Source organism: Sorangiineae bacterium MSr11367 (assembly GCA_037157805.1).
GTDB classification, from domain to species: Bacteria; Myxococcota_A; Polyangia; order Polyangiales; family Polyangiaceae; genus Pendulispora; species Pendulispora rubella.
The window spans coordinates 2759771-2783850 of sequence record CP089983.1; the positions used below are offsets into that span (position 1 = coordinate 2759771).

The 24080-nt window shown below is 66.0% G+C and carries 21 protein-coding genes; 11 read left to right on the forward strand and 10 right to left on the reverse strand.

The window, feature by feature from the left end:
- Genes LVJ94_11035 through LVJ94_11045 form a run of 3 tightly spaced genes read left to right on the forward strand, consistent with a single transcriptional unit; the run spans position 1 to position 4027 of the window.
- Positions 1 to 1281, forward strand: coding sequence for an ABC transporter permease (locus LVJ94_11035; protein ID WXB07765.1), 1281 nt, complete (start codon positions 1 to 3; stop codon positions 1279 to 1281).
- Between the two features lie 30 nt (positions 1282 to 1311).
- A complete protein-coding gene (locus tag LVJ94_11040; protein ID WXB07766.1) occupies positions 1312 to 2697 on the forward strand; it encodes a sigma-54 dependent transcriptional regulator in 1386 nt (461 codons plus the stop codon).
- A 1-nt stretch (position 2698) separates the two neighbouring features.
- Complete coding sequence (locus tag LVJ94_11045; protein WXB07767.1) at positions 2699 to 4027, forward strand: ATP-binding protein; 1329 nt, start codon at positions 2699 to 2701, stop codon at positions 4025 to 4027.
- On the opposite strand, the gene LVJ94_11050 is transcribed toward LVJ94_11045, so the two are convergent.
- The 5 genes from LVJ94_11050 to LVJ94_11070 are packed head-to-tail and all read right to left on the reverse strand — an operon-like array spanning position 4005 to position 9681.
- Complete coding sequence (locus LVJ94_11050) at positions 4005 to 4577, reverse strand: bifunctional precorrin-2 dehydrogenase/sirohydrochlorin ferrochelatase (protein WXB07768.1); 573 nt, start codon at positions 4575 to 4577, stop codon at positions 4005 to 4007. The genes LVJ94_11045 and LVJ94_11050 overlap by 23 nt on opposite strands.
- A complete protein-coding gene (locus tag LVJ94_11055; GenBank protein WXB07769.1) occupies positions 4570 to 5493 on the reverse strand; it encodes a site-specific DNA-methyltransferase in 924 nt (307 codons plus the stop codon). The genes LVJ94_11050 and LVJ94_11055 overlap by 8 nt, the downstream gene beginning before the upstream one ends.
- Positions 5490 to 6344, reverse strand: coding sequence for a penicillin-insensitive murein endopeptidase (locus LVJ94_11060; protein WXB07770.1), 855 nt, complete (start codon positions 6342 to 6344; stop codon positions 5490 to 5492). Before LVJ94_11060 ends, LVJ94_11055 begins: the two co-directional genes overlap by 4 nt.
- A 23-nt stretch (positions 6345 to 6367) precedes the next feature.
- Positions 6368 to 9079 carry a 1-acyl-sn-glycerol-3-phosphate acyltransferase gene (locus tag LVJ94_11065; GenBank protein ID WXB07771.1) on the reverse strand — a complete coding sequence of 904 codons (2712 nt, stop codon included), beginning with the start codon at positions 9077 to 9079 and terminating at the stop codon, positions 6368 to 6370.
- 29 nt (positions 9080 to 9108) lie between these two features.
- On the reverse strand, positions 9109 to 9681 hold the full coding sequence (locus tag LVJ94_11070; GenBank protein ID WXB07772.1) for a hypothetical protein: 573 nt from the start codon (positions 9679 to 9681) through the stop codon (positions 9109 to 9111).
- A gap of 108 nt (positions 9682 to 9789) precedes the next feature.
- Between LVJ94_11070 and mce the strand changes: the two genes are divergently transcribed.
- From mce to LVJ94_11085, 3 genes are all read left to right on the forward strand, one after another.
- Complete coding sequence (gene mce, locus LVJ94_11075) at positions 9790 to 10194, forward strand: methylmalonyl-CoA epimerase (protein WXB07773.1); 405 nt, start codon at positions 9790 to 9792, stop codon at positions 10192 to 10194.
- A gap of 90 nt (positions 10195 to 10284) precedes the next feature.
- Positions 10285 to 11439: a PEGA domain-containing protein gene (locus tag LVJ94_11080; GenBank protein WXB07774.1), complete on the forward strand. Its 1155-nt coding sequence runs from the start codon at positions 10285 to 10287 to the stop codon at positions 11437 to 11439.
- A gap of 28 nt (positions 11440 to 11467) precedes the next feature.
- Positions 11468 to 11719 carry a hypothetical protein gene (locus tag LVJ94_11085; GenBank protein WXB07775.1) on the forward strand — a complete coding sequence of 84 codons (252 nt, stop codon included), beginning with the start codon at positions 11468 to 11470 and terminating at the stop codon, positions 11717 to 11719.
- A gap of 68 nt (positions 11720 to 11787) precedes the next feature.
- On the opposite strand, the gene thrC is transcribed toward LVJ94_11085, so the two are convergent.
- Genes thrC through LVJ94_11100 form a run of 3 tightly spaced genes read right to left on the reverse strand, consistent with a single transcriptional unit; the run spans position 11788 to position 15422 of the window.
- A complete protein-coding gene (thrC, locus tag LVJ94_11090) occupies positions 11788 to 13128 on the reverse strand; it encodes a threonine synthase (protein WXB07776.1) in 1341 nt (446 codons plus the stop codon).
- On the reverse strand, positions 13125 to 14498 hold the full coding sequence (locus LVJ94_11095; GenBank protein ID WXB07777.1) for a putative metal-binding motif-containing protein: 1374 nt from the start codon (positions 14496 to 14498) through the stop codon (positions 13125 to 13127). The genes thrC and LVJ94_11095 overlap by 4 nt, the downstream gene beginning before the upstream one ends.
- Positions 14499 to 15422: a tetratricopeptide repeat protein gene (locus LVJ94_11100; protein WXB07778.1), complete on the reverse strand. Its 924-nt coding sequence runs from the start codon at positions 15420 to 15422 to the stop codon at positions 14499 to 14501. It abuts the gene before it with no gap.
- Between the two features lie 123 nt (positions 15423 to 15545).
- Here LVJ94_11100 and LVJ94_11105 point away from each other — a divergent pair, with 123 nt between their 5' ends.
- Positions 15546 to 16184, forward strand: a complete 639-nt coding sequence (locus tag LVJ94_11105) for a hypothetical protein (protein WXB07779.1) — start codon at positions 15546 to 15548, stop codon at positions 16182 to 16184.
- Here LVJ94_11105 and ung read toward each other — a convergent pair.
- Positions 16181 to 16852, reverse strand: coding sequence for a uracil-DNA glycosylase (ung, locus tag LVJ94_11110; protein WXB07780.1), 672 nt, complete (start codon positions 16850 to 16852; stop codon positions 16181 to 16183). The genes LVJ94_11105 and ung overlap by 4 nt on opposite strands.
- Before the next feature lie 22 nt (positions 16853 to 16874).
- On the opposite strand from ung, the gene LVJ94_11115 reads away from it, so the two are divergent.
- A complete protein-coding gene (locus LVJ94_11115; GenBank protein ID WXB07781.1) occupies positions 16875 to 17558 on the forward strand; it encodes a copper homeostasis protein CutC in 684 nt (227 codons plus the stop codon).
- Between the two features lie 153 nt (positions 17559 to 17711).
- Here LVJ94_11115 and LVJ94_11120 read toward each other — a convergent pair whose 3' ends face one another.
- Positions 17712 to 19064 carry an MFS transporter gene (locus tag LVJ94_11120; GenBank protein ID WXB07782.1) on the reverse strand — a complete coding sequence of 451 codons (1353 nt, stop codon included), beginning with the start codon at positions 19062 to 19064 and terminating at the stop codon, positions 17712 to 17714.
- 155 nt (positions 19065 to 19219) lie between these two features.
- Here LVJ94_11120 and LVJ94_11125 point away from each other — a divergent pair, with 155 nt between their 5' ends.
- The 3 genes from LVJ94_11125 to LVJ94_11135 are packed head-to-tail and all read left to right on the forward strand — an operon-like array spanning position 19220 to position 24080.
- Positions 19220 to 21304: a molybdopterin oxidoreductase family protein gene (locus LVJ94_11125; protein WXB07783.1), complete on the forward strand. Its 2085-nt coding sequence runs from the start codon at positions 19220 to 19222 to the stop codon at positions 21302 to 21304.
- Entirely contained in the window at positions 21301 to 23757 is a 2457-nt protein-coding gene (nirB, locus tag LVJ94_11130; protein ID WXB07784.1) for a nitrite reductase large subunit NirB, read from the forward strand. Before LVJ94_11125 ends, nirB begins: the two co-directional genes overlap by 4 nt.
- Positions 23758 to 23771: 14 nt before the next feature.
- A complete protein-coding gene (locus tag LVJ94_11135; GenBank protein WXB07785.1) occupies positions 23772 to 24080 on the forward strand; it encodes a nitrite reductase (NAD(P)H) small subunit in 309 nt (102 codons plus the stop codon).

The window sequence follows — 24080 nt, forward strand, 5'->3', positions numbered from 1 at the left end:
ATGGATATCGACGTCGGCCCCATTTTTCGTGCGATGCTTCGGCACAAGGTCAAATTTGGTCTCATCATCGTGGAGATCGCTTTGACCGTGGCCATCATGGCCAACAGCGCCTCGATGATCCTACAAGCGCGCCGCGACCTTCGGATCCCCTCGGGCTTCGACGACGAGAACCTCGTTTCGGTCGTCGGGCGGCCGCTCGATCGATCATTGACCGATCAAACGCGCATCAACGAAATGCTGCGCGAAGATCGCGAGAAAGTTCGCGCCATGCCGGGTGTCCGCGCGGTGGTGAACACGTACATGGTTCCTTGGAGCTCGTACAGTATGTCCACCAACTTGGTGCAGGCAGAAGGGGGCTCGGGGGAGTTTCTTCGCGTGCAGATGTATTCGACCGACGAAGGGCTGCTCGACGCGCTGCAGGTGTCCCTCATCGAGGGACGCATGTTCACCACGGAGGAAATCGACGAGTCGACGCGACGCCTTTACGCCGCGGAGATGAGTGAGCGCAAACCCGATGGCACCCTCAAGATCACCTTCGACACGGACGTCATCGTTTCGGAGGCCTTTGCCCGGCGTGCGTTCGGCGAGCCGCCTTGGGTCGGAAGGACCTTCGTCGAAAGTGACGGCTCACGCTCGCGCGTCACCGGGGTGATCGATCACTTCTACAAGCCGTACATCGACAAACACTCGCCCGTATCCGGGTATGTTTCCTTTCACCCCTACCGATCGGCGAACCCGCACGTGACGGCTCGTTTTCTGGTTCGAACGGAGCCAGGACGCGCGGCCGAGGTGGCGGATGCCCTTCCCGCGCGATTGTTCCGTCCCGATCTACCTCGGGAGATCAAAGCCAAGACGATTTCCTATATCCATACGATGTATTTCGGTCCGCAGCGCCTGGTGGCCGGATCCATGGCCGTCGTGAACGTGCTCCTCGTTCTCGTCACCGCGCTCGGGGTGGCCGGGCTTACCTCGTTTTCGGTGACCGAGCGCACGCGCCAGATTGGTACGCGACGCGCCCTGGGCGCCACGGCGGGGGTCATCGTACGCTACTTTTTGATCGAGACATCGCTCGTCACGAGCACGGGCCTGGCCCTTGGCGCCGTGTTCGCCGTAGCACTGAACCTGGCGGTCACTTCGATGATCGAAGGTCAGGCGAAGCTCGATTTTGCCTTCCTCGTCTTCAGCATGGTCCTGCTGTGGTTCGTGGGGCTCGTTTCGGCGATTTCGCCGGCGATGCGCGGCGCGCGCATTTCCCCGGCTGTGGCAACGCGGAATATTTAGCGACGTGGAGATCGTGCGAACATGCGGGTGATGAAGGTCCTGATCGTCGAAGACCAGCTCGCGGTGGCCAAGGCGCTTCAGGTTCTTCTCGAGGTGAACGACCTCGAGGCGGTGATCGCGCACAATCCCGAAAAGGCCATCGAGTGCGTCGAGCAGGACGACATCGGTGTGGTCATCCAGGACATGAACTTCAGCGAGGGGGCGACCACCGGTGCGGAGGGGCTCGCGCTCTTTCGCCGGCTGCGCACGCTCGATCCGGAGTTGCCCGTGTTGGCCATGACGGCGTGGTCGTCGCTCGAGTCGGCGGTGGAAATGGTGAAGGCCGGTGCAGCGGACTACCTGGCCAAGCCGTGGGATGACGACAAGCTGGTGGCGTCGGTGAAAAACTTGCTGCGCATGCGCGAGCTCGCCCTCGAGAATGCGCGCCTGCAGCACGAGAAGTCGTTTGCGCGCGGGGAGCTTGCCCGCAAGTACGAGCTTTGCGGCGTCGTGTACCGAAGTGCCGCGATGCATCGCGTGGTGTCGCTCGCGGGGCAGGTGGCGTCGGCCGACGTGCCGGTGCTCATCACGGGGCCCAACGGTGCCGGCAAGGAGATGATCGCGGAGATTTTGCACGCGAATTCCCGGCGGAGCGCGGCGCCGTTCATCAAAGTGAACGCGGGTGCGCTGCCCGACGACCTTCTCGAGGCGGAGCTTTTCGGGGCGGAGCCGGGCGCGTTCACCGGCTCGGTCAAACGGCGCGTGGGCCGCTTCGAGGCCGCGCACGGCGGCACCTTGTTTCTCGACGAGATTGGCAACTTGTCGCTCGCCGGGCAGATGAAGCTTCTGCGGGCGGTGCAGCGCGGCGAGTTCGAACGGCTCGGTTCGAGCGAGACGCGTAAGGTGGACGTGCGCATCGTGGCCGCCACCAACGCCGACCTGCGCGCGGCGATTGCCAAGGGCACCTTTCGCGAAGATTTGCTCTTCCGCCTCAACGTGATCGAAATCGAGGTGCCCGCCCTGCGCGAACGTCGCGAGGACGTGTTGCCCCTCGCCGTGGAGTTTCTCGCGCGCGGGCAAGCGGAGAAGCCGAAGCCCCTGTCGCTGGAGGCTCGGGCCGCGCTCACCGATTACGCGTGGCCTGGCAACGTGCGCGAGCTCATGAACCGGATCCAGCGCGCGAGCATCGTGGCCACGGGGCCGGAGATCACCGCCGAGGACCTTGGGCTTGCGTGCGGCAGTCCTGCCGCGACGGCCGAGCCGGCGGAGCCTTCTTCGTCGGAAGGATCGAGCGAGCGGCGCGAACTGGAGCTTTTGCTTCACGAGTGCGATGGCATGATCTCGCGGGTTGCGGCGCGGCTCGGGATCAGCCGACAAGCGCTCTACCGCCGCATGCAGCGGCTCGGTATCGTCTTGGAGCGACGCTTCAAGGGATGAAATGAGTCTCTCGTCGAGGTTTACGACCATTGCGCTGACTGGGGTGGCTTTGACCGCGGTGGTGGCCGCGTACGTCGCGCGCCGATGGCCGCAGTCGAACCTCGTGCTGTGGGCGCCGTTCGCGGCGGGCGGTCTCTTCACCTTGGTGGCCATGGGCACGGCCGCAGGCTCGGTGCGGCGCACGCTCACCGCGCTGGCGGACGGCGTGCGCGGCTTTCAGGCGTCCGATTTCAGTCTGCGGCTGGCCGTCGATCGCGACGACGAAATCGGCGAGCTTCTGCGCCTTTACAACAAGCTGGCCGATGCGATGCGCGAGGAGCGGCGTGAGGTCTTTCAGCGCGAGCTCTTGCTCGACACCTTGCTGCAGGGTGCACCGGTGGCGACCATCCTGACGTCGGAGGCCGGCCGCGTCGTCTTTTCCAACCGCGCCGCGCGCGAATACCTCGGCGGTGGGAAGCGGCTCGAAGAGAAACGCTGGGACGACATCCTCGCGGCGTGCCCCAAGGCGCTGCGCGTGGGGTTGCTCGCCTCCGAGGATGTGCTCTTCAAGTCCCCCGACGAACAGGGCGACGAGACGTTCCGCGCCACGCGGCGCTCGTTCCAGATCAATGCGCAGACGCACACCCTATTTACCGTGGAGCGCCTCACCCCGGAGCTTCGCCGCCGCGAGGTGGAGGTGTGGAAGAACGCCATCCGCGTGATCAACCACGAGTTGAACAACTCGCTGGCGCCGATTCAGTCGCTGGTGCACTCGGGCCGCCGCGTGCTCGAGCGCCCGCAGCACGCGGGGCGCCTCACGGAGATCTTCCAGGCCGTGGAGGAGCGCGTGAAGCACTTGGCGGCGTTCCTCGATGCGTACGCGAAGGTGGCCAAGGTGCCGCGGCCGCAGCGGCAGGAAGTGGCGTGGGACGAGTTCCTCGCGGAAGTGCAACGCATCAGCCCCTTTCGGATCGAGGGAAAGGCGCCGCACCACACCGGCTTTTTCGACCCCGGGCTGATGCAGCAGGTGCTCATCAATCTGCTCAAAAATGCGCGCGAATCGGGCAGCGGCGCGGACGACGTTGCCGTGAGCCTCGATGGGACGCTCGACGGCGGCATCGTGCTGCGCGTCCTCGATCGCGGGCGCGGCATGGAGCCGGATGCCCTGTCGCAAGCGCACTTGCCGTTTTACACCTCGAAGCCCACGGGCACCGGGGTGGGGCTTGCACTCTGCAATGAAATCGTCGAGGCCCACGGCGGCCGCCTTCGGCTGGAGAATCGCCAGGGCGGGGGTCTCGTGGCCACGTTTCGCCTGCCCGGCCGCGGCGTTATTTCGACGCGCGAGCCTTGAACGCGCGCACCAACTCGGCGAAGCGTGAACCCATGGGAGCCTCTTCGGCGCGCCAGCGCGCGCGTAGTTCGCGGGCGGCGCGCACCCAGTGGTCCTCGGGGAGCACTTGCTCGACGAGCTCGCGCACCAGGCGGGTGAGGGCAGGGGCCTGACCCGACGACGAGATGGCGACCACGAAGGGATCGCGCCGCACCACCGAGCTGGAGATCGCCGAGCCATGCTTCGGATCGTCCACCGCGAGCACGAAGATGCGGCGCCGCTCGGCCTCTTTGAAGACGCGCTTGGCGACACCGCGGGCGCCGGTGGCGGAGACGGCGAGCCATGCGCCATCGAGATCGTCCTCGGTGAAGACGCGCGCATGGTGCGCGATGACGCCCTCCTTGGCGAGCGCGCGCAGGCGCTTGGTCGCGCGTGGAGCCACGAGGCGCACCCGCGCGCGTGCGGCGACGAGATCGTCCACCTTTTTCTCCGCCACCGAGCCGGCGCCGACCACGAGGACCTCGCGGTCTTCCACGTGAAGAAACAGGGGATACAGGTTTCGCTCAGCCACGGCCGTCCCCCAGGCCCGCGTGCGGGGCCGTTCTGGATTCGATGGATACGGGGATGTTCGCGTCGGACAATCGCTGACGGGTGGTGGCAATGGCAAGATCGCTCATGTCGGAACCTACGGCGCGCCGTCCGAGCATGGCCGCCGCGTGCAAGGTGGTGCCCGAGCCGCAGAAGGGATCGAGCACCAGGGAGCCCTCCACGCTGGATGCGCGCACGATGCGCTCGAGCAGCTTGAGCGGCTTCTGCGTGGGGTAGCCCGTGCTTTCCTTGCGCAGCGGCGTGTTGGCAACCATGGCCGGGCAGTCGCTCCACACGCTCCCGATCGCGCGCCCTTCGTCCGCGTAGTAGCGGTACGTCTTGCCGCCCAAGGTGCGCTCGCGGAAGGAGCGGCCTTGCTCGTCGGTGTTCTTGAAATGCATGGCGAGGCTCGTGGAGGCAAAGGGTGCACGCAGTGCAGGATCGTGTGCATTCCACACGTATTCCTTGCCCCGCGTGTAGAGCAGGATCGTCTGGTGGCTCATTCCCGGGCCGCGCCGCTTCTTGCTGCCGTTTCCGGGGACCCAGATGACTTCGCCCAGGAACGACGCCCGCCCGAAGACGCGATCGCACGCGACCTTGGCCTCGTGCACCGCGCGCTGATCGAGGTGAAGCCACAGGGTGCCCTGGAGCGAGAGCACGTCGCGGACGCGTTCGAGGCGCACCTCGAGCCACGCGAGGTACGCTTCGAGCGATGGCCAGCGGTCGTGGTAGGCGACCTCGCCCGATTCGCGGTTCAACGTCGCCCCCGGTGCTTCGGCGCGCGCGCGAAAGGTGACGCCGACGGCGAAGGGCGGATCGAGGTACGCGAGGTCGACGCTCTCCGTCGCGAGGTGCGTGCCGATGTCGAGGGCGTCGCCCTGGATGAGCCGCACCGTCATGGCGCAGCGGCAGCCGAGCGGGCAGGGGCTCCGGCCGATTGGAGCGGGCGGCTCAACTCGGCGACGAGCTCGGCATCGCTGGTCTCGGGGAGCGGTGGCGGTGCATCCAGCGGATCCTCGAGCCACGCGCGCGCAGGCCCGAACGGCTCGCACCCGCGGAGGACCTCTTCGCTCGTGCACGTCGTGCGCACGTGGGTGTGGTCGTCGTGCAGGCCGCCGGGCGGCCGAGGCTGAGCCATCACCTCGAAGGCGCGCGCAATGAGCTCGGGCGACTCGCCCGACGCGCGCGCCCATTGAATGAGCCGCGCTTTCACGTGGCGGTGCACGAAGATCCACTGGATGTGCGCGTCCGGATCTTCGATCAGCGCTTTGACGAGCAGCCACTCGCGCTCTTCGTCGAGGCGGTAGTAGCGCTTCTTCTTCTTGTGGAAGGCGAGGCCATCGGGCCCGTAATGAATGAAGTCGGGGCTCGCCACCGGTATGCCGTCCAAGGTCGTGGCGTAGAGCAGAAGGTCGGCATCGCGCCCGTTGCGGTGCGAGAAATGCGGCAAGAGCGTGCCGCCGGTGGCCTTGGAGAGATCCCCGAAGACCAGCACGCTGCCGGGCCGTTGCTCCTCCACGTGCGCCGCTGCGCGCACCAGCGCCTGGGCAAAGCGCGGCGTGGCATGGTGGCGGTCGTTGTCGCGCAGGAAGCTGTAACCGGGGCCCTCGCTCGGGATCTCCATCGAGCCGGTGAGCACCCCGCGGTGGGTCATGCCGATGCTGCCCTCGAGCGCCGGGTACAGAGGAGAAGGCGACCGCCCGCAGCCAACCAGCACCCACGCGAGCACACCCACACCGAGACTCCTCACCCGAAACAATGTAGCAGTTCCGGTCAAGTCGACTCGAGGAAGCCGGCGATGCGTGACTCGACGGTGCGGACGGCGTCGGCGGTGGCGTACGATTCGGCGAGCTTCAACTTACCGTCGAGTCGGGTGAGGTACCCCTGGTCGACGAAGGAAGAGAAGGCATTTTCCATGAGCGGGGCGCTGATGGCCTCGCGTCGTTCGATTTCGCCCGCGAGGTAGAGCCGTTCGCCCACGGCGATGGCACGCTTGGTGAGTTCCTTCGGCGCGAGCGGTCCTTTGAGCAGTGCCGAAAGTCCCCGGGCGGCCACCCGGTAGCCTTCGACGAAGTTCTTCACGATGCTCTTGTAGAGCATCACGCGCCTTCGCCCCTCGTCGCTGCCGAAGCGCACGAACGTGCCCTCGCTGGCCAGTTCGCCGTCGGCGATCATCTCGGCCAACGTCTCGTCGAAAATCTGGTCGAACGTGGCATCGGCCCGGAACTGGAACTCGTACTTGAACAAGCGCGACAGCGAAAGCACGCGCTGCTTGAGTCCTTCGCGGCTCGGCGGGCCGCCCAGCAAGGCGGTGGCCACCATGGCGCGTGAGACGAAGAAGTGCACCACGATGTTCTTCGCCAGGTCCAGCGAGAGCCGCGCTTCGTCGGGCACCACGAAAATCGTGTCGGTGCCATGCCGCGCGAGCCCGAGTTGCTCGTCGGGGTGCACCTCGCGGCCCGGCAGTCGCACCGTTACGTGGCCCGCGCGCACGAACAGCGCGCACGCCTCGCGGATGGCATCCTCCGAGATGGCCACCTGCCCATTTCCGTTGGACCCGTTGCGCCGGCTCGGAACGATGTGCGGAGGCGTGAGGGACGCCGAGAAGCGCGCGCCGAAGCTCTGGAGGATGCGCGCCAGACGGCGGCAGCTCTCGGTCAACTCGGCCTGCGGCATGCCGCGCTTGTCGTGCGTGAGCAGCGCGGTGGCGACCAAGGCACCGCCGGTCACCGCGGTGACGCGGTTGATCTCGTTCATCACGCGGTAGGCGACGCGCGTGACCACGGCCCTGCGCCGCGCGGGGCTGAGCGTTCCCCCCGCGGAGGACGGCGCCGCATCGCCATTCTTGGCGCGGTGGCTCTCTTCGTCTTCGCGCAGCACCGTCTCCAAGGACAGCGGCTCGCCGAACTGCACGCTGATGCGCCCGTAGCGCTGCAGGAGCACGCTGAAGGCTCCCAGGAAGCCGCGCATGTCCTCTTTTTGCTTTTCGCCGCCGGACAGCTCGTGCACGTACGACTTTTCCTCCGGCACGCGCTCGTAGCCCACCGAGATGGGGCAGAAGAAGATCTGCCGAGGGCGCACGCCCAGCGCGGCATCCACCGACAGCGAGAGGAGCCCCACCTTGGGCGGCAGCAGCTTGCCCGTGCGCGAGCGTCCGCCTTCCAAGAAGAACTCCAGCGAAAAGCCGTCGATGATGAGCCGGCGGATGTACGCGTCGACCACCGCGCTGTAGAGCCGATCCCCCTTGAAATTGCGCCGGATGAAAAACGCACCCGCGCGCCGCAGGATCGGACCCACGGGGAAGAAGTTGAGATTCTCTCCCGCCGCGATGATCGGTAATTGCAAATGATGCGTATACAGAACGTACGCCAATACGATGTAGTCGATATGCGACTTGTGGCTCGGCAGCAGGACCACCGTGCCCTCGCGCATGGCCTTGCGCAGCCGCTCGATGCCCGCCTGATCGACCTCCAGGGCGCCGAACATGCGCGGCAAGAGCTGCTCGACGGTGACGTCGAGCGCCGCGATGGTGCCCATGTCGAGATCGGCCTCCATCTCGCGCAGCATGGACATGGCGCGCAGGGTGAGCACTTGACGCTCCGCCTCGCCCGGGCCGGCCATGTCGTAGATGACCTTTTTCAGCTTGGGGCTGCGCACCACCTCTTCGCGCATGCGATCCGGTGGCTTTTTCGTCGGGCCGATGACCGAGCGCCGCTCGCGCTCCAGCCTTCGAAGCAAGGTGTAGGTCATACGCCGGACCAACACGTCGTCCGAGACGGGGCCGTGGCCGTTTTGTGCAGCCGCTTCGTTCGCGAGGAACGCCTTCACGTCGATGGGTTCGCCCGCGCGCAAGGTGACGTTCTTGTAGTTCGACAGGAACTGCGCCAAGGTGCGGACCTTGCCGGGCCACTCGCGCGGGCCGAGGATCGCGTCGACCATGTTGTGCTGCGCGGCGTCGGGCTGTTTGGACCAGACGAATACCTGCGGCACGAGCAAAATGGGCCGCTCGGTCTCGCGCTGCATCTCGAACAAGGTGCGCATGTACGCGTCACCCTCGATGCGCCCGCGCCCGCTGCTTCGCGTGGACGCACGCGCCACCAGCGACGGCGGTCGCTTGAGAAAGAGCGCCGCCGACGAGCCATCGCGGATCACGCGGCGGAGATCGCGCCCGTCCTCCTCGTCCTTGCGGGCGCCCGTGCGACCGAGGGCGCTGAGCCACCCGCGGCCCATGGGCTCGAGCACCCAGAGGCCGAGATCGTTGGCGAAGCGAACCTGGGGCAGGTTGAGTCGCTTGATGAGGTGGTCGAGCGCGAGGAAGTCCAAAAAGGACAGATTGCGCAGCACGTAGACCACCGTGCCGCGCCGATCGGCCTCACGGACCGCAGCGGCCCATGCCTCGTCGACCTCGATGTGGTCGAAGAAACGATGATAGAGCCAGCCGAGAATGGCATTCGGCTCATAGGCAACGAGGGGACGCTCGCTCAAGTCAGTGCGCCTTTCTTATCGCTTTGTCCTCAGCCGCCGAAGGACTTCTTCATGACTTCGACGATGCGCTTGGACGCGTCGGGCGTAAGGCCGACCTTGGCGCCGAAGGGCCACGCGAAGCCGAATGTACGAACCTGATTGCATGAGAGCGACACCAGGATATCCGCGGGCGGCTGATTGATTTGCCCAATCGAGACGCCAAATTCGGCGTACATGCAATTTTCTCGCGGCGTATCGAAGTTCTTTTCCGTGCCGAAGATGCTGAGCACCTCCTCGTGCAGGCTCTTCGTCCCAATGTTCATCGATCCGAGAATGCGGAAGTCGTGGAAGCGAGGAACGTTCTGTTGCGGGGCCGGCGCCGCGGCGCCTCCCGGCAAGAGGCCCGGCGGCAGGAGGCCCGGCGGCAATAGCGCGGCGCCCGCGCTCACCCACGATTGAATTTGCGGGGGCAGTTGGAATCCGGTGGGCGCGTTCGGCGTGGCGGCCGCGGGCGGCTCGAAGTTCTGGAGGCGGAATGCGGTTATCGGCGCCTGCTCCATCTTGTCGAATGGTTGGGCGAGGCTCGGGCCACACCCCTCCGCGCAGGCAAGCATGAGGAACATGGCAGATGCTTTCGTCCAGCGCGACCGAACAAGCGAAACGATCATTGTAGCCTCCTCGTATAAATAAGGGCTGCGCGTCACGATAGACGAGGTAGGCTGCCGTCCGCCATGGCCTTTACCTTCAAGAAGATCGACCACGTGGGCGTTTGTGTCGCCGACATCGACCAAGCGGCAGAGAACTACCTCTCCGCCCTGGGCCTCGTGGCCGTCGACCGGGAGCTGGTTGCATCCCAAAAAACGGACGTTTGCTTCCTTCCCGTTGGCAACGCGAGTGTGGAGCTCATCAGTCCGCAAGGTAATGAAGGACTGGAGAAGTTTCTGACCAAACGAGGGGCCGGACTCCATCACGTCGCCTTCGAGGTCGAGGACATCGTGAAGGCCCTTGCGGAGCTCAAAGAAAAAGGCGTGGCGCTCATCGACGAGACGCCGCGCATCGGCGCCCGGGGTCACAAGGTCGCGTTTATCCATCCCAAGGCGATGGGCGGCGTCCTCGTCGAACTCGTCGAACACTAGCCACGAAGTTGTCGAACATCAGAAATTCGCTCTATGGCTAGCCGTCGAGCTTGTGTAAGTTGCGGCGAAACTTGCGGAGAGTGAAAACCAATGAGACCTGATGGCGCGAACATGGATGGAACCGCGCGGTACCGCCGATGGAAGGGCGTTGGTGCGCGCGTTGGCGTTTTAGCGGGCGCATTGTGCCTGATTCAGAGCGTGGCGTACGCGCAGCAGCCTCCTGGCGGCGCGCCCGCCCCGCAGCCCAAGTCTGGCGCCGCGGCGAAACCCGCAGGGGCAGCCGGAGCGACCGCTCCGGGTGCCGCGGCTGCCGGTTCGAAGCCGAATTTGGCCGAGGCGAAGAAGCAGTTCCAAACGGGCGAGGCCAAGTTCAAAGAAGGCGATTACGCGACGTCGCTCGCAGCCTTCCAGGCGTCGGATGCCATCAAGCCCACGCCGCAGAATGCGCGCTACATCGCGCTTAGCCAAGACAAACTCGGCCAGTACCCGGAGGCGGTCGCCGCCTACGAGCGCTTCATCGCCGAGGTGCCCGCGAACATGAAGAAGGACGGAGAGGCGGCCACCGCGCGCGTCGCCGAGATCAAGGCGCTGCCCGGCAAGGTGCACGTCGAGTCGACGCCCGCGAGCGCGCAGCTCACCGTCGATGGCAGGCCCGCCGCCTCGCCGACGCCGGCCGATATCGATCTGCCGCCCGGCAAGCACGCGCTCCACATTGCGGCCGACGGCTACGTCTCCAAGGACCAGGACATCGAGGTCGCCTACGGCTCGAAGCAGGACGTGAAGGTGGAGCTCGAGGCGGTTCCGCCGCCCGCGCCCCCGCCGCCGCCCCCGGTGGCCGAGGCGCCGCCGCCCCCGCCGCCGGAGACGCCCGCGCCTGCGCCGCGCAGCAAGGTGCCGGCCTTCGTCACCGGTGGTGTGGCCCTCGCCGCGGCGGGTGTCGGCACGGTGTTCGGCATCATGGCGTTGAGCGACAAGAGCGACTTCGACAAGACCCCGACGAGCTCGAAGGCCGACGACGGCGAGAACCACGCGCTCATCGCGGACATGGCCATCGGCGTGGCGATCACGTTGGGCATCACCAGCGCGGTCCTCTTCTTCAGCGCCGAGGAGCCGGCGGCAAAGCCCGCCGCGAAGGCTGCTCCGCGTAAAGTGATCGCGGCCCCGAAGGCGCCGCCGGTCACCATTCGGCCGACGCCGATTGTCACCCCCCACGGCGGCGGCGCTGGTGCGCTGATCCGCTTCTGATCTTCACGAGCGCTCGAGGACGACCACGATGAACAAGATGATGCTGAAACGCTTTGCCTTGCTCGTGCCCTTCGTTGCGGCGATGATCGTTGCGGGCTGCGAAATCGCAGTGGACTTCGATCGAACGAAGATCCCCGTCGACGACGGCGGCGCGACGGACACCGGGGTACAGGACACCAGCACCCCGACCGACACGGGCACCGACACCGGGACGGATTCCGGCAACGACGCTGGCAGCGATGCGGGCGACGCCGCAGCGGACGCTGACGCCGCGGGCTGATCGCTCGCGTCACGCTGAGAAAAGGAGCGCACGCGTCGAGACGCGTGCGCTTCTTCGTATGCGCTTCTTTACGAGCCCGCCTTGGCGGAGAGCTCTTGCAGCGTGGTGGCGATGCGCTCCACGTCGGCCGGCAAGGTGATGGGCAGGTTGGCGCGTCGGGGGCTCACGTCGGCCAGCGTCTTTTCGTGGTAGCCGAGTTTAAACTCGGTGAATTTGAGGCCGTTTGCCGTGGAGACGACGACGACGCGGTCGTTCGAGCCGATGAGGCCGCGGTCGCGTAGCTTGAAGGTGCACGCGAGGGCGACGCCGGTGTGCGGATCGGTGTAGAGCCCCGTGCGATCGGCGCGAGCGCAGGCGTCGGCCAACTCGTCCTCGCTGGCTTGCTCGACCACGCCGTTCATCGCCTTCAAGGCCGCCATGGCGCGCGGTGCGCTGACCGGGTTGCCGATTTGAATCGCGCTCGCGTGGCTCTTCTTGGCCGCGATGGCTTCGACCTTTTCCGAGCCGGCCATGAAGGCGCGGTACATCGGGTTGGCATTTTCGGCCTGCGCCACGCAGATGCGCGGCAATTTGTTGGTCAACCCGAGGTCGACCATCATGCGGAAGCCCGCGTAGAGCGCGGCGGCGTTCCCCAGGTTGCCGCTGGGGAGCACGACCCAATCGGGCACTTCCCACTCGAGCTGCTGCGTGAGCTCGATGCCCACGGTCTTCTGCCCCTCGATGCGCAGAGGGTTCATCGAGTTGGCCAGGTAGATCAACCCGCGCTTGGCGAGCTCGCGGATGACGGCCATGCAGCCATCGAAGTCCGTCTCCAGCGCCAGCACCGTGGCACCATGCGCGAGCGGCTGCACGAGCTGCGCCGGCGAAACGAGGCCGCGCGGCAAGAGCACCACCACGGGCAGCCCGGCGATGGCCCCGTACGCCGCCAGCGACGCCGATGTGTCACCGGTGCTCGCGCATGCAATGACCCGCGTGTTGTGCGCGCCCGTGCGCAGCGCCCAACGGAGCACGCTCACGAGGACGGTCATGCCGAGATCCTTGAACGAACCCGTGTGCGCGTTTCCGCACTGCTTCACGTACAGCTCGGGAACGCCGATCTCGGCGCCGAGCCTGCGCGCGTGAAAGAGGTTCGTCGCGCCCTCGTAGGTGGAGACGATGAGGTCGTCCGGCACCTGCGGCGCGATCCATTCGCGCTTGCCCCAGACGCCCGAGCCATACGGGAACTCGTGCCCGCGGTAGCGCAGATCGAACAGCTCTTTCCACTGACGCGGGCTGCGATCGCGCAGTGCCTCGATGTCATGGTGCACCTCGAGGAGGCCGTCGCACGTGGGGCAACGGTAGATCGCTTCGGTGAGGGCGTGGGTGCCGGGGCAACCGGAGAAGCAGCGGAATTGGGCTCGGTAGGTCATGGGGTCACGGGGGCGGAAACGGCGGAGGCGACGGCCGGCCGAACGCAGCGCAGATAATAGCGGCTATTTCCACTGTCGTACGGCCTGCATGCCATGGTCTTCGGACAATCGGCGTCGGTGCAGCAGATGTCCGAACAGTACGGGTTGCCGGCGCTGTCGCGGAAGCAGTGCCCACCGATGCAGTCGCCATCGACGACGCAGCCGTCGCCGGTCGGGATGGTCCCCTTCGTCCCGGAGGGCGTGCATGCCGAGCTCACCTGGAGCTTCTCGCGCGGCTTGATGTTGTCGCACGTCGTTCCGCACTGGCTCGAGCTGCAGCACGGGGCCCGGCACGCGGGGTTCTCGTCGCAGACGCCTTCGCCGCACGGCGGGCAGTTTCCGAGACCGAGCAAACCGCAACCGGCGCTGGCCTCGCAGCGGCCGCCCTCGACGGCGGCGTTGTTCACCGGAACGCCGCACGAAAGCGCCCAGTTGGTGGCGCCCGCCGTGGCACCACGCACGTCCATCGCGCGGCACTTGGTGCCGCTGGCGCATTGGCTGGAGCTGCAGCACGTGTCTTGGCAGCGGCCCCCGGAGCAAACGCCCGAGCGGCATTGCGCGTCCTGCTGGCAGACCTCGCCGCCGTTCGTCGTCCCCAAGCTGGGGCGCGCGATGGCACCGCCGCGGACGCAGTAGCTGCCGCCCGTGCCTGCGGCCAAGCACACGAACTCACTGGGGCAGTCGCGGCTCGTGCAGCACGCCTTCGAGCAAAGCCCATCGGCTTGGACGACGGCGCTGCCGAGCTGGTTGGCGTCGGCGCAGAACGTGCCCGTCGTGCACTCGGCGCTGGCGCGGCACTTGTCGCCGAGCTTTGCCGACTCTTTGACGACGCAGAGGCGCGTTCCCAGGTCGCAAACTTGGGGCGAGGGGCAGGTGCCCGCACTGCAGCCGCCGGGTTGGCAGATCTTCTTGTCGGCCGCGCATTTTTCGCCGGTCGGGCAGGGGTCGTCGACGATGCCGTCGCAGTTGTTGTCCTTGCCGTTGCATTGCAGCGGGGCATTCGGATGCCGATCCGGATCCGTATCGTCGCAGTCGGCCTCGATCAGCGCGGTGCCCGTGTCGTTGGGGTGCCCGCAGAGGAAATAGCCGTCGCCGTCCTTGTCGGTCGTCTCGCACTCGCTCACGGCGCAGTTGCCGTTGATGCACGGGATGCACTTCGAATTGAAACAGCGCTGCCCTTGCGGGCAAATGCCGCCGTCGAAGGCACCGTCGCAGCTCCACCCGCCGGGTGGGTCGGCCGTGATGATGGCCTCACAGCCACCCGAAGCGAGAAGAAACACCATACCGACGAGGACGACCAGGGCCGAAACCAAGAAGCGACGAAGAGCCATTCAGAACGTCACGCGCCAGAAGGCGCTGCCTCCTTGGACGGTGACCTCGCTGCCCTTTGGATGCTTCGTACGTGCGAAGTAAAGGACGAGCGTGGCCACCGCGCCGGCCGCGCCCACGGCGAATCCGATGTCGGCGATTTGCGCGCTTTTGTGCGCGTCATCTGCCTTCCGTGTCAGGTCGTCGTAGGTGCCATCGCGGCCCGTCGTGAAGCTGTCGCTGGGGCGATCGTTCATCGCCTTGATGCCAAAAAAAGTGCCCACGCCGATGCCGGCGAGGGCAACCACCGCCGTCGAGACGGTCAGCGCATCGATGCGGCCGTACTCGATCTTGACCTTCTTCTCCTGAATGATGATCTGCTTTTCGGGCGGCGGCGGCTTCGGTCGCGTCCGTTCGAGCTCGGCCTTGGCACCGTCGAGGCGGCGCTGGGTGGCCTCCGCACGCGAGCGTTCGGTCGCGTCCAGATCCATCTTCATGTAGGTCCGCATATGCTCGAGCGCGGCATCGATGCGCCCGAGCTTCTCGTTGACCGAGATGAGGTTGTAGACGAGGTCCTTGGCGGTTGGGTCCAGCTTGTGGGCCGCCTCGAGCTCGCTGATGGCCTCGGTATAGCTGCCCTGCTGATACAGTTCGCGCGCATGCTTGAAATGCTGCTGCGCTTTGGCGGCCGTCTCCGCGTCGGGCCCTCCGATGCTCCCGGAGGCGGTGGCGGTGGAACCGGCTGGCGGTGTGCTCGTCGTCGTCGCGTTCGCGCCCGAGTTGCTGCCGGCACTTCCCGTCGGCGCCGGTTTTCCTGCCGTCGATGACGGGGAGGAAGACCGGGAACCTTTGCGTTGTGCAAACGCCGGGGCGGGGGTGCTGGCGATGGCCAGGGCGAGAAGGACGGAAGTTTTCCGTACCCACTCCATCTTAAGCTTCGTCAGCATAGCCTACCCATTCGTTTTGGGAGCTCAGGAAATCGTTTCGCTGTAAGACGCGTCGCTCGCACGCGTTGTTCGACTATGATGGCGGCGCGGTCGTTTTTCTTTCTCTCGGTCGTAGGATCTTTGTTGGCTTGCACCACCACGCGCCAGGCGCGGGCGGATGAAGCTACGGTATCGGTCGGGCCACCGGAGTACGGCTACACGCACGGACGCTTTGCGCGCCCTCCGGACCCGGACCCACCGATTGCGACGTACGCGTACTCGGTCGAAGCGCGCACCGAAGTCGAGCGTCCCTCGTTCGTGGAACGTGATGTCTACCGTTCACCGTTTCGCCTTCAACTCGGCCCCGCCGCGATGACGACCGGTCGTGGTCTGGGCATGGGCCTCGGCGTTGCCGCCGACTTCGGACGAGGTACGGTGGGCGCTCGCCTTGCCGCCGCATGGCTGCGCGGCGAACGGCAGAGCGAGGACACAGGGATCGGTCAGTACACAGGTGAGCTCACGCTCGACTTGAATAAGCGTGGGCAGGTGCACCCGGTGTTCGGCGTCGGCTTCGGCGTGGCGCGCGTGAGCAGGCCGGAAGGGAGCGGCAACGTGGGCATCGGCATCGCGCGCTTCGGGCTCGAGTATTCGCTCGGGCTCGAGGACACGGACGTGCGTCTCGGCGGTGGCATCACCGGCGTGCTTCCCGGCCCCTCGGATCGGGAGGTGTCCAACGTGAAGCCGTACGCGCTCGTGGGCGCGAACGTGGCCATCGGCTTCTAAGGAAGCGCCCACTCGACGGGCGCGCGGCCCACTTGCGCGAGCAACTGGTTGATCTTCGAGTAGGGGCGGCTGCCGAAGAAGCCCGTATGCGCGGATAGCGGCGAAGGGTGGACGCCTTCGAGCACGCGGTGGCGTGAGGCGTCGACCAGCGATTTCTTTTTCTTCGCGTGCGCGCCCCAGAGAACGAAGACCGAGGGCGCGCACTTCTCGCTGGCCGTGCGGATGATGGCATCGGTGAGCTTTTCCCAGCCCTTGCCTTTGTGCGAGTTCGCTTCTCCCTCGCGCACGGTGAGCACCGTGTTGAGAAGGAGCACGCCTTGCTTCGCCCACGGCACGAGCGAGCCGCTGCTCGGCGGCCGACAGCCGACGTCGGCGGCGAGCTCCTTGAACATGTTGACCAAGGAAGGCGGCGGCTTGATGCCCTGGCGCACGCTGAAGGCGAGGCCCTCCGCTTGCCCAGGGCCATGATACGGATCCTGCCCCACGAGAACGACCTTCACGTCGTCGAGCGGCGTGTGTTCCAGCGCTGCGAACACGTCGACCTCGGGCGGATACACCGGACCGCGCGCGCGTTCGCCGTCGACGAAGGTGCACAGTTCTTGGAACCAGGACGCGCTTCGCTCACGGGACAGAGCCTCGAGCCACGCTTTCGGAATTGACGCCGCCATCGTGCGATGAAATATCGCACGCATGCCGTCCCGTCTTCTGCTCGAAATCATTGCCATCGACGCCATCGATGCGCATCACGCGGTTCTCGGCGGCGCCGACCGCCTCGAGCTTGTCAGCGGCATGGAGGTCGCTGGCTTGAGCCCCTCGGTGGACACGTTCCGGGCGGCACGCGATGCGGTCGACGTGCCCATTCGCGTGATGATCCGCCTTCAAGGAGGCTTTTCTGCTGGCGGCCGCGCGGGCCTCGACGCGCTCGTAGCTTCCGCGGAGGCCCTTCGCCGGGCCGGGGCGGACGAATTCGTCCTCGGCTGGCTGGACGATCGCGGGCACGTCGACCTCGACGCCGTGCGTACGGTCGTCTCACACCTCGACGGCTGCGCATGGACGTTTCACAAAGCCATCGACCACGCCTCGAATCGCGACGCCGTCTACGACGCCATCCGCGACCTGCCAGGCCTCGACACCGTCCTCACCTCGGGTGGCCCCGACGTCGCACTCGACGTACTCACCGCCGAGGCCTCACGCGAACGCGCCCGCGGCGGCCCCGAGATCCTCGTCGGCGGCGGCCTGCGCGTCCCCCACCTCGCCCCGCTCCTCGCAGGTGGCGTCACCGCATTCCACTTCGGAAGCGCTGCCCGCCCGGATGGCTCATGGTCCGCCCCCATCTCCGCCGACCTCGTCCGCGCGCTACGCGATCGACTCTGAGGGAGAGAAATTACATGAAGGCGGGAAGGCGGGAAGGTTTTTGGGTTTTCCGTTCGCCAAAGCGAGCCAACTGAAACCCCAAAAAAGCGTTCCGCGACGGCTCGTGCCGTAAGTCCTTCCCGCCTTCCCGCCTTCATGTTCAATCCTAAATCGTCACACGTTGGCGGTGCCTAGGGCGCCGGGGCGGCGGTACCACCACCAGGTGGCGGCGACGCAGGTGCAGTAGAAGAGGAAGAAGAACGCGAGGGCGATGCCGGGGCCGTGGGTGGCTCGGATGGAGGCGCCGAAGGCTTGCGGAATGAAGAAGCCGCCGAGGGCACCGATGGCGGAGGTGAATCCGAGCACCGCGGCGCTGTCGCGGCGTGCGCGGGTCATCGCGAGGTCGGGATGCTCCGGGTCGGCTTGCAAGGCTTCCGCGCGGAAGATGACCGGGATCATGCGGAAGGTGGACCCGTTGCCGAAGCCCGTGGTGACGAACAAGACAAGGAAGGTAACGAGGAACCCGGGGAGGTTGCCTGCGCCGACGAAATAGACGACACCCACGGTGGCGCAGCCCATGGCGACGAAGTTCCAGAACGTGACCCGGGCGCCGCCGACTTTGTCGGAGATGAGACCGCCGAGCGGCCGCGCGATGGATCCGACCAACGGTCCCACGAACGCGAGGTTCGTCGAAACGTCGGGGAACTGCGTTTTCAAGAGCAGCGGGAACGCCGCCGAATAACCGACGAACGAACCGAAGGTGCCAATGTAGAGCCACGCCATCACCCACGTGTGCTTTCGCTTCGCAATGGCGAGCTGATCGCGGAAGGGCGACTTGGCGACCCGCAGGTTGTTCATGAATGCAAAGGCGCCGAACGTGGCCAGTGCCACCAGCGGCATCCACATGAGTCCGGCGTTCGCAAGATGTAGCCCGCCGATGCCGATGGCGATCGGCGTAAGCAGTTGAACGCTGCTCACCCCAATGTTTCCGCCGGCGGCGTTCAGTCCGAGCGCGAGCCCCTTCTTCCGATCGGGATAGAAGAAGGAGATGTTGGCCATGCTCGAGGCGAAGTTCCCGCCGCCGAGGCCCGCGGTCGATGCGGCGAGTGCCATGAGCCAAAAAGGTGTCGTCGGTCGGTCGACCAAGAGCACCAGCAGCGTGGTGGGGACGAAGAGCAGCAGCGCACTGACGATGGTCCAGTTGCGCCCGCCGAACTTGGGAACGGCGAAGGTGTAGGGGAAGCGCATCATCGCGCCCACGAGCCCCGGAAGGGCCACCAAGAGAAAAAGCTGATCGGTCGAGTAGGTGAATCCCACTTTGGGGAGTCGTGTGGCCACCACGCTCCACATCAGCCAAACGGAGAATCCAATGTTCTCCGCCAGGATGGACCAAATCAGGTTTCGTCGTGCAATGCGCTCCCCGCTGCGTTGCCAGAATGTTTCGTCCTCGGGATTCCAATCTTCAATCCAGCGAGAACCTCGGGCAGGCAGTACGAGCTCTTGGGTCGCTTCGAAGCTCGTCGTCATGGCTATTCTCCCAGTTTGGGAAAAAGATGCAGATGCAATGTTTCGGCAATGTTTTGCCCGTGTTTCTCGGCAACGCGACGCGTCTATTTTAAATAACACGTCGCGTTGCAAATGAAACGACTGCGAAACAAATGATGCGTATCTCCTTTTAATGTATGAGCGGGGTGAAGACGCACTGTCCCTATTGCGCGCTCCAATGCGGAATGCGCATCGAGGGCTCTCCGCAGGAGCCGCGAATAGCCGGGGATCCCGATTTTCCGACCAATCGAGGCGCCTTGTGCGTGAAGGGATGGTCGGCGGGCGTTACCCTCGCGCACCCCGAGCGGCTCACCACACCGCTGGTGCGCAACGTGCGCGGCTTTCTGGAGCCGGCGACGTGGGATGAAGCGATCGCGCGCACCGTGGAGGGCTTTCGCGAGGCGCGAGCGCAGGGCGGTGCGGACGCCGTCGGCGTCTTCGGCAGCGGCTCGCTCACCAACGAGAAAGCGTACTACCTCGGGAAATTCGCGCGCGTGGCGCTGGGCACGCGGATGATCGATTACAACGGCCGCTTCTGCATGTCGTCGGCGGCCGCGGCCTCGAACAAGGCGCTCGGTGTGGACCGCGGTCTGCCGTTCCCCCTCGCCGACATCGCGCAGGCCGATGCGATTCTGCTCGTGGGCAGCAACGTCGCGGAGACCATGCCGCCGCTCATGCAGTACTTCGAGGCGCAGCGGGCGCGCGGCGGAAAGCTCATCGTCGTCGATCCGCGGCGCTCGTCCACGGGGCTGGCGGCGGATCTGCATCTGCGTCTCGCACCCGGGAGCGATGCCGCGGTGGCCAATGGCCTTTTGCACCTGCTCGTTCGCGCCGGCGCCGTCGATGCGAAATACATCCGCGAAAGGACGGAGGGCTTCGAGGCGGTGCGCGCGGTCGTGGCCAGCTATTGGCCCGAGCGCGTGGAGTCCCTCGCCGGCGTGCCCCAGGCCGATCTCCTGCGGGCCGCGCAGATCTTGGCCCACGCCGAGACCGTGATGGTGCTGACCGGGCGGGGGCCCGAGCAGCAGTCGCATGGCGTCGAGAATGCGCTTTCGTACATCAATCTGGCCCTGGCCATGGGCATGGTTGGCAAGCGCAATGCCGGTTATGGCTGCCTCACGGGCCAAGGCAATGGACAAGGTGGGCGGGAGCACGGTCAGAAGGCCGATCAGCTGCCCGGCTACCGCCGCATCGACGATCCCGCGGCCCGCGCGCACGTGGCGGGCGTGTGGGGCATCGACCCGGAATCGATCCCCGGGCCGGGCAAGTCCGCGTACGAGATGCTCGACGGCATTGGCGAGGCGGAAGGCATTCGCGCGTTGTTCGTGATGGGCTCCAATCCGGTGGTCTCCGCGCCCAACGCGCGGCGGATCGAAGCGCGCCTGCGCGAGCTCCAGTTTCTCGTCGTCTCCGACTTTTTCCGCTCCGAGACGGCGGACATCGCCGACGTCGTCTTTCCGGCGGCGCAGTGGGCGGAGGAACCCGGCACCACGACCAATGTCGAAGGCCGAGTCATCCTGCGCCGTCGCGTGTTCGATCCCCCGCAGGCCGTACGCACCGACTTGGATCTGTTGTGCGAGCTGGCCGCGGGCCTGGGCAAAGGCGAGTTTTTCCCGTCGAGCGATCCCGAACGGGTCTTCGTGGAGTTGTGTCGAGCAAGCGCGGGCGGGCCCGCGGACTACTCGGCCATGAGCTACGGCGAACTCGATGCGAAGGGCGGCGTGCATTGGGGCGGCGAGCGGCTCTTCCACGAGCGATTCCCCACGCCCAGCGGGCGCGCGCGCTTTCACGTCGTGCACGACGTGCACCCGTTCGAGGAGCCCAACGAGTCGTACCCGCTCTACCTCACCACGGGGCGCGTGCTCGCGCAGTACCAATCGGGCACACAGACGCGGCGCGTGCCCACCCTGGCGAAGGTCAACCCCGAGCCGCTCGCGGAAATGCACCCGCTTCAAGCACGGCGCCACGGTCTCTCCGACGGCGACGCCGTCATCTTGGCCACGCGACGCGGCCGCGCTCGATTCTCCGTCAAAGTGACGCCGAACATCCGCGAGGACACGGTCTTCGTTCCCTTTCACTGGGGCGGCGTGGGATCGGCCAACCGCCTGACCCAGGATGCGCTCGACCCCACGAGCCGCATGCCGGAATTCAAAGTTTGTGCAGTGCGCATCGAGCGCGGGACGTCTGCCTTCGAGCCAAAAAACAAGGAACACGGAACATGAAAAGGAAACTCGTTGTCATTGGGAATGGCATGGCCGGCGCCCGCTTGGTCGAGGAGATCCTTCTTCGCGGCGGCGGGGAGCGCTTCGAAATCGTCATGTTCGGCGACGAGCCGTATGGCAATTACAATCGCATCCTTCTGTCCAACGTTCTGGCGGGTGCGCACGACCCGAAGGACATCTTCATCAATCCGCTGAAATGGTACGAGGACAACCACGTGAAGCTTCACGCGGGCGTGCGCGTGGCATCCGTGGATCGCGCGGCGCGCCTGGTGCACGGCGACAATGGCGTCGTCGAAACGTACGACGATCTCGTGTTCGCGATGGGCAGCTCGGCCTTCGTGCCCCGCATGGCCGGTACCGAGAAGGACGGCGTGTTCGTGTTCCGCACGCTCGACGATTGCGATTCGATCATCAAGTACACGGCCGGCCGCAAAACGGCGGCGGTCATCGGCGGCGGCCTGCTGGGCCTCGAGGCTGCGCGCGGCCTGATGGAGCGCGGGCTGCAAGTGCACGTGGTTCACTTGATGAACCACCTCATGGAGATGCAGCTCGATCGCATGGCCGGTGCCATCTTGCGAAGCACCATGGTGCGCATGGGCCTGCAGATTCACCTCGAGAAGGCGACCAGTGAAATCCTGGGCAATGGCAGCGTCACCGGCTTGCGCTTCCAAGACGGCGGCATTCTCGATTGCGACATGGTGGTCATCTCCGCGGGCATTCGCCCGAACACGCAGCTGGCCAAGGAGGCCGGCCTCACCGTGGCGCGCGGAATCGTGGTCGGCGACGATCTCGCATCGCCCGACGATCCCAACGTGTTTGCCATCGGCGAATGCTCGGAGCACGACGGCAAGACCTATGGCTTGGTCGCGCCGCTCTGGGACCAAGCGCGCGTGCTCGCCGAGCGCCTCTCGGCGCGCAGGCCGCAGGCCACGTACCATGGTTCCAAGGTCGCGACGAAGCTCAAGGTGATGGGCGTCGACCTGGCCGTGATGGGCGATCGCGAAAGCTCCGAGCCCGACGACGAAGAAGTCACCTACGCCGAGGCCAAACGCGGCGTGTACAAGAAGGTCATCGTTCGCGACGGACGCATCGTCGGCGCCATTCTGCTGGGCGATCCTGCGGCCGCCCCCGGCCTGGTGCAAGCCTTCGACCGCGGCGCCGAGGTGCCCGACAACCGCGCCGAGCTGCTCTTCCAGCTCGACGCCGGCGCGGCCAACACCACGCGCATCGAGGATTTGCCCGACGATACACAGATTTGCAATTGCAACGGCGTCTCGAAGGGCGACATCCTCGGGGCCGTCCGCAACGGCGTCCGCTCGCTCAAGGTCCTCTGCGACACCACGCGCGCGGGGATGGGCTGTGGCACGTGCAAGAAGCAGGTGGAATGCCTGCTCGAGTTCGCGGCGGGCGACTCGAAGGTGGAGGACCCTTCGGTGCACTATTACGTGCCCGGCGTGCCGATGACCAAGCCGGATCTGGTGGAAGAAATCCGCGCGCGCGGGTTGAAGAGCGTCTCCTCGGTCTTTCGGGAACTGGCCAGTGGCAAGGAAGATCCGGCGAGCAAACCCGGGTTGGCGTCGCTGTTGAAGACCCTCTGGGCCGAGGAGTACGTCGACGAGCGCGATGCGCGCTTCATCAACGATCGCGTGCACGCGAACATCCAGCGCGATGCCACCTTCAGCGTCATTCCGCGCATCTACGGTGGTGTGACCTCGGCCGAGCAGCTTCGGGCCATCGCCGACGCCGCCGACAAGTACGACGCCAAGATGGTGAAGATCACCGGCGGGCAGCGCATCGACCTGCTCGGCATCAAAAAGGAAGACCTTCCCAACGTGTGGCGCGATCTCGGTATGCCCTCGGGGCACGCGTACTCGAAGGCGTTTCGTACCTGCAAGACGTGCGTGGGCAGCGAGTTTTGCCGCTACGGCGTGGGGCATAGCACGGAGCTCGGGATCAAAATCGAAGAGCGCTTCCAAGGCATCGAGTCACCGCACAAGATGAAGCTGGCGACCGCGGGGTGCCCGCGCAACTGCTCGGAGGCCACCACCAAGGACATCGGCGCCGTGGCCATCGAGGGCGGGCTCTGGGAGATTTACGTTGGCGGTGCGGCCGGCGCGCGCGTACGCAAGGGCGACCTTCTTTGCACGGTGTCATCGCACGACGAGGTGCTGCACTACACGGGGCGCTTCATGCAGTACTACCGCGAGAACGGGAAGTACCTCGAGCGCACGTACGACTTCCTCGAACGCGTGGGCATCGAGAAAGTGCGCGCCGTGGTCGTGGACGACGCCGAGGGCATCGGCGAGCGGCTCGACGCCGCGATGGCCGCATCGGTCGCCGCGTACGTGGATCCTTGGAAGGAGACGCCGCACGAGACGCAGTTCTCCGAGGCCCTCGAGCCACGCGGAGAGTTGGTGCAGCTGCGAACGGCCCGCGCGGTGGGCGAGCGATGAAGAGGGGTGAAGCCATGACGACGTGGAATCTCGGGCCGGTGGATCGCATCGCCCTTGGCGAGGGACGCGCGTACCGCGCAGGTGAGCACGAGGTGGCCGTCTTCCGAACGCGGACCGGCGGCGTCTTTGCCACGCAGGCGCGCTGCCCGCACAAGCAGGGGCCGCTTGCCGACGGCATCGTGGGCGCGCACCAGGTCATCTGCCCGCTGCACGCGTACACGTTCGACTTGCACACGGGGTGCCCGAAAAATGGCACCTGTGAGGCGCTGCGGACCTACGAAGTGGAGGTCAACAGCGCCGGCGATGTGTTACTCCATGTCTGA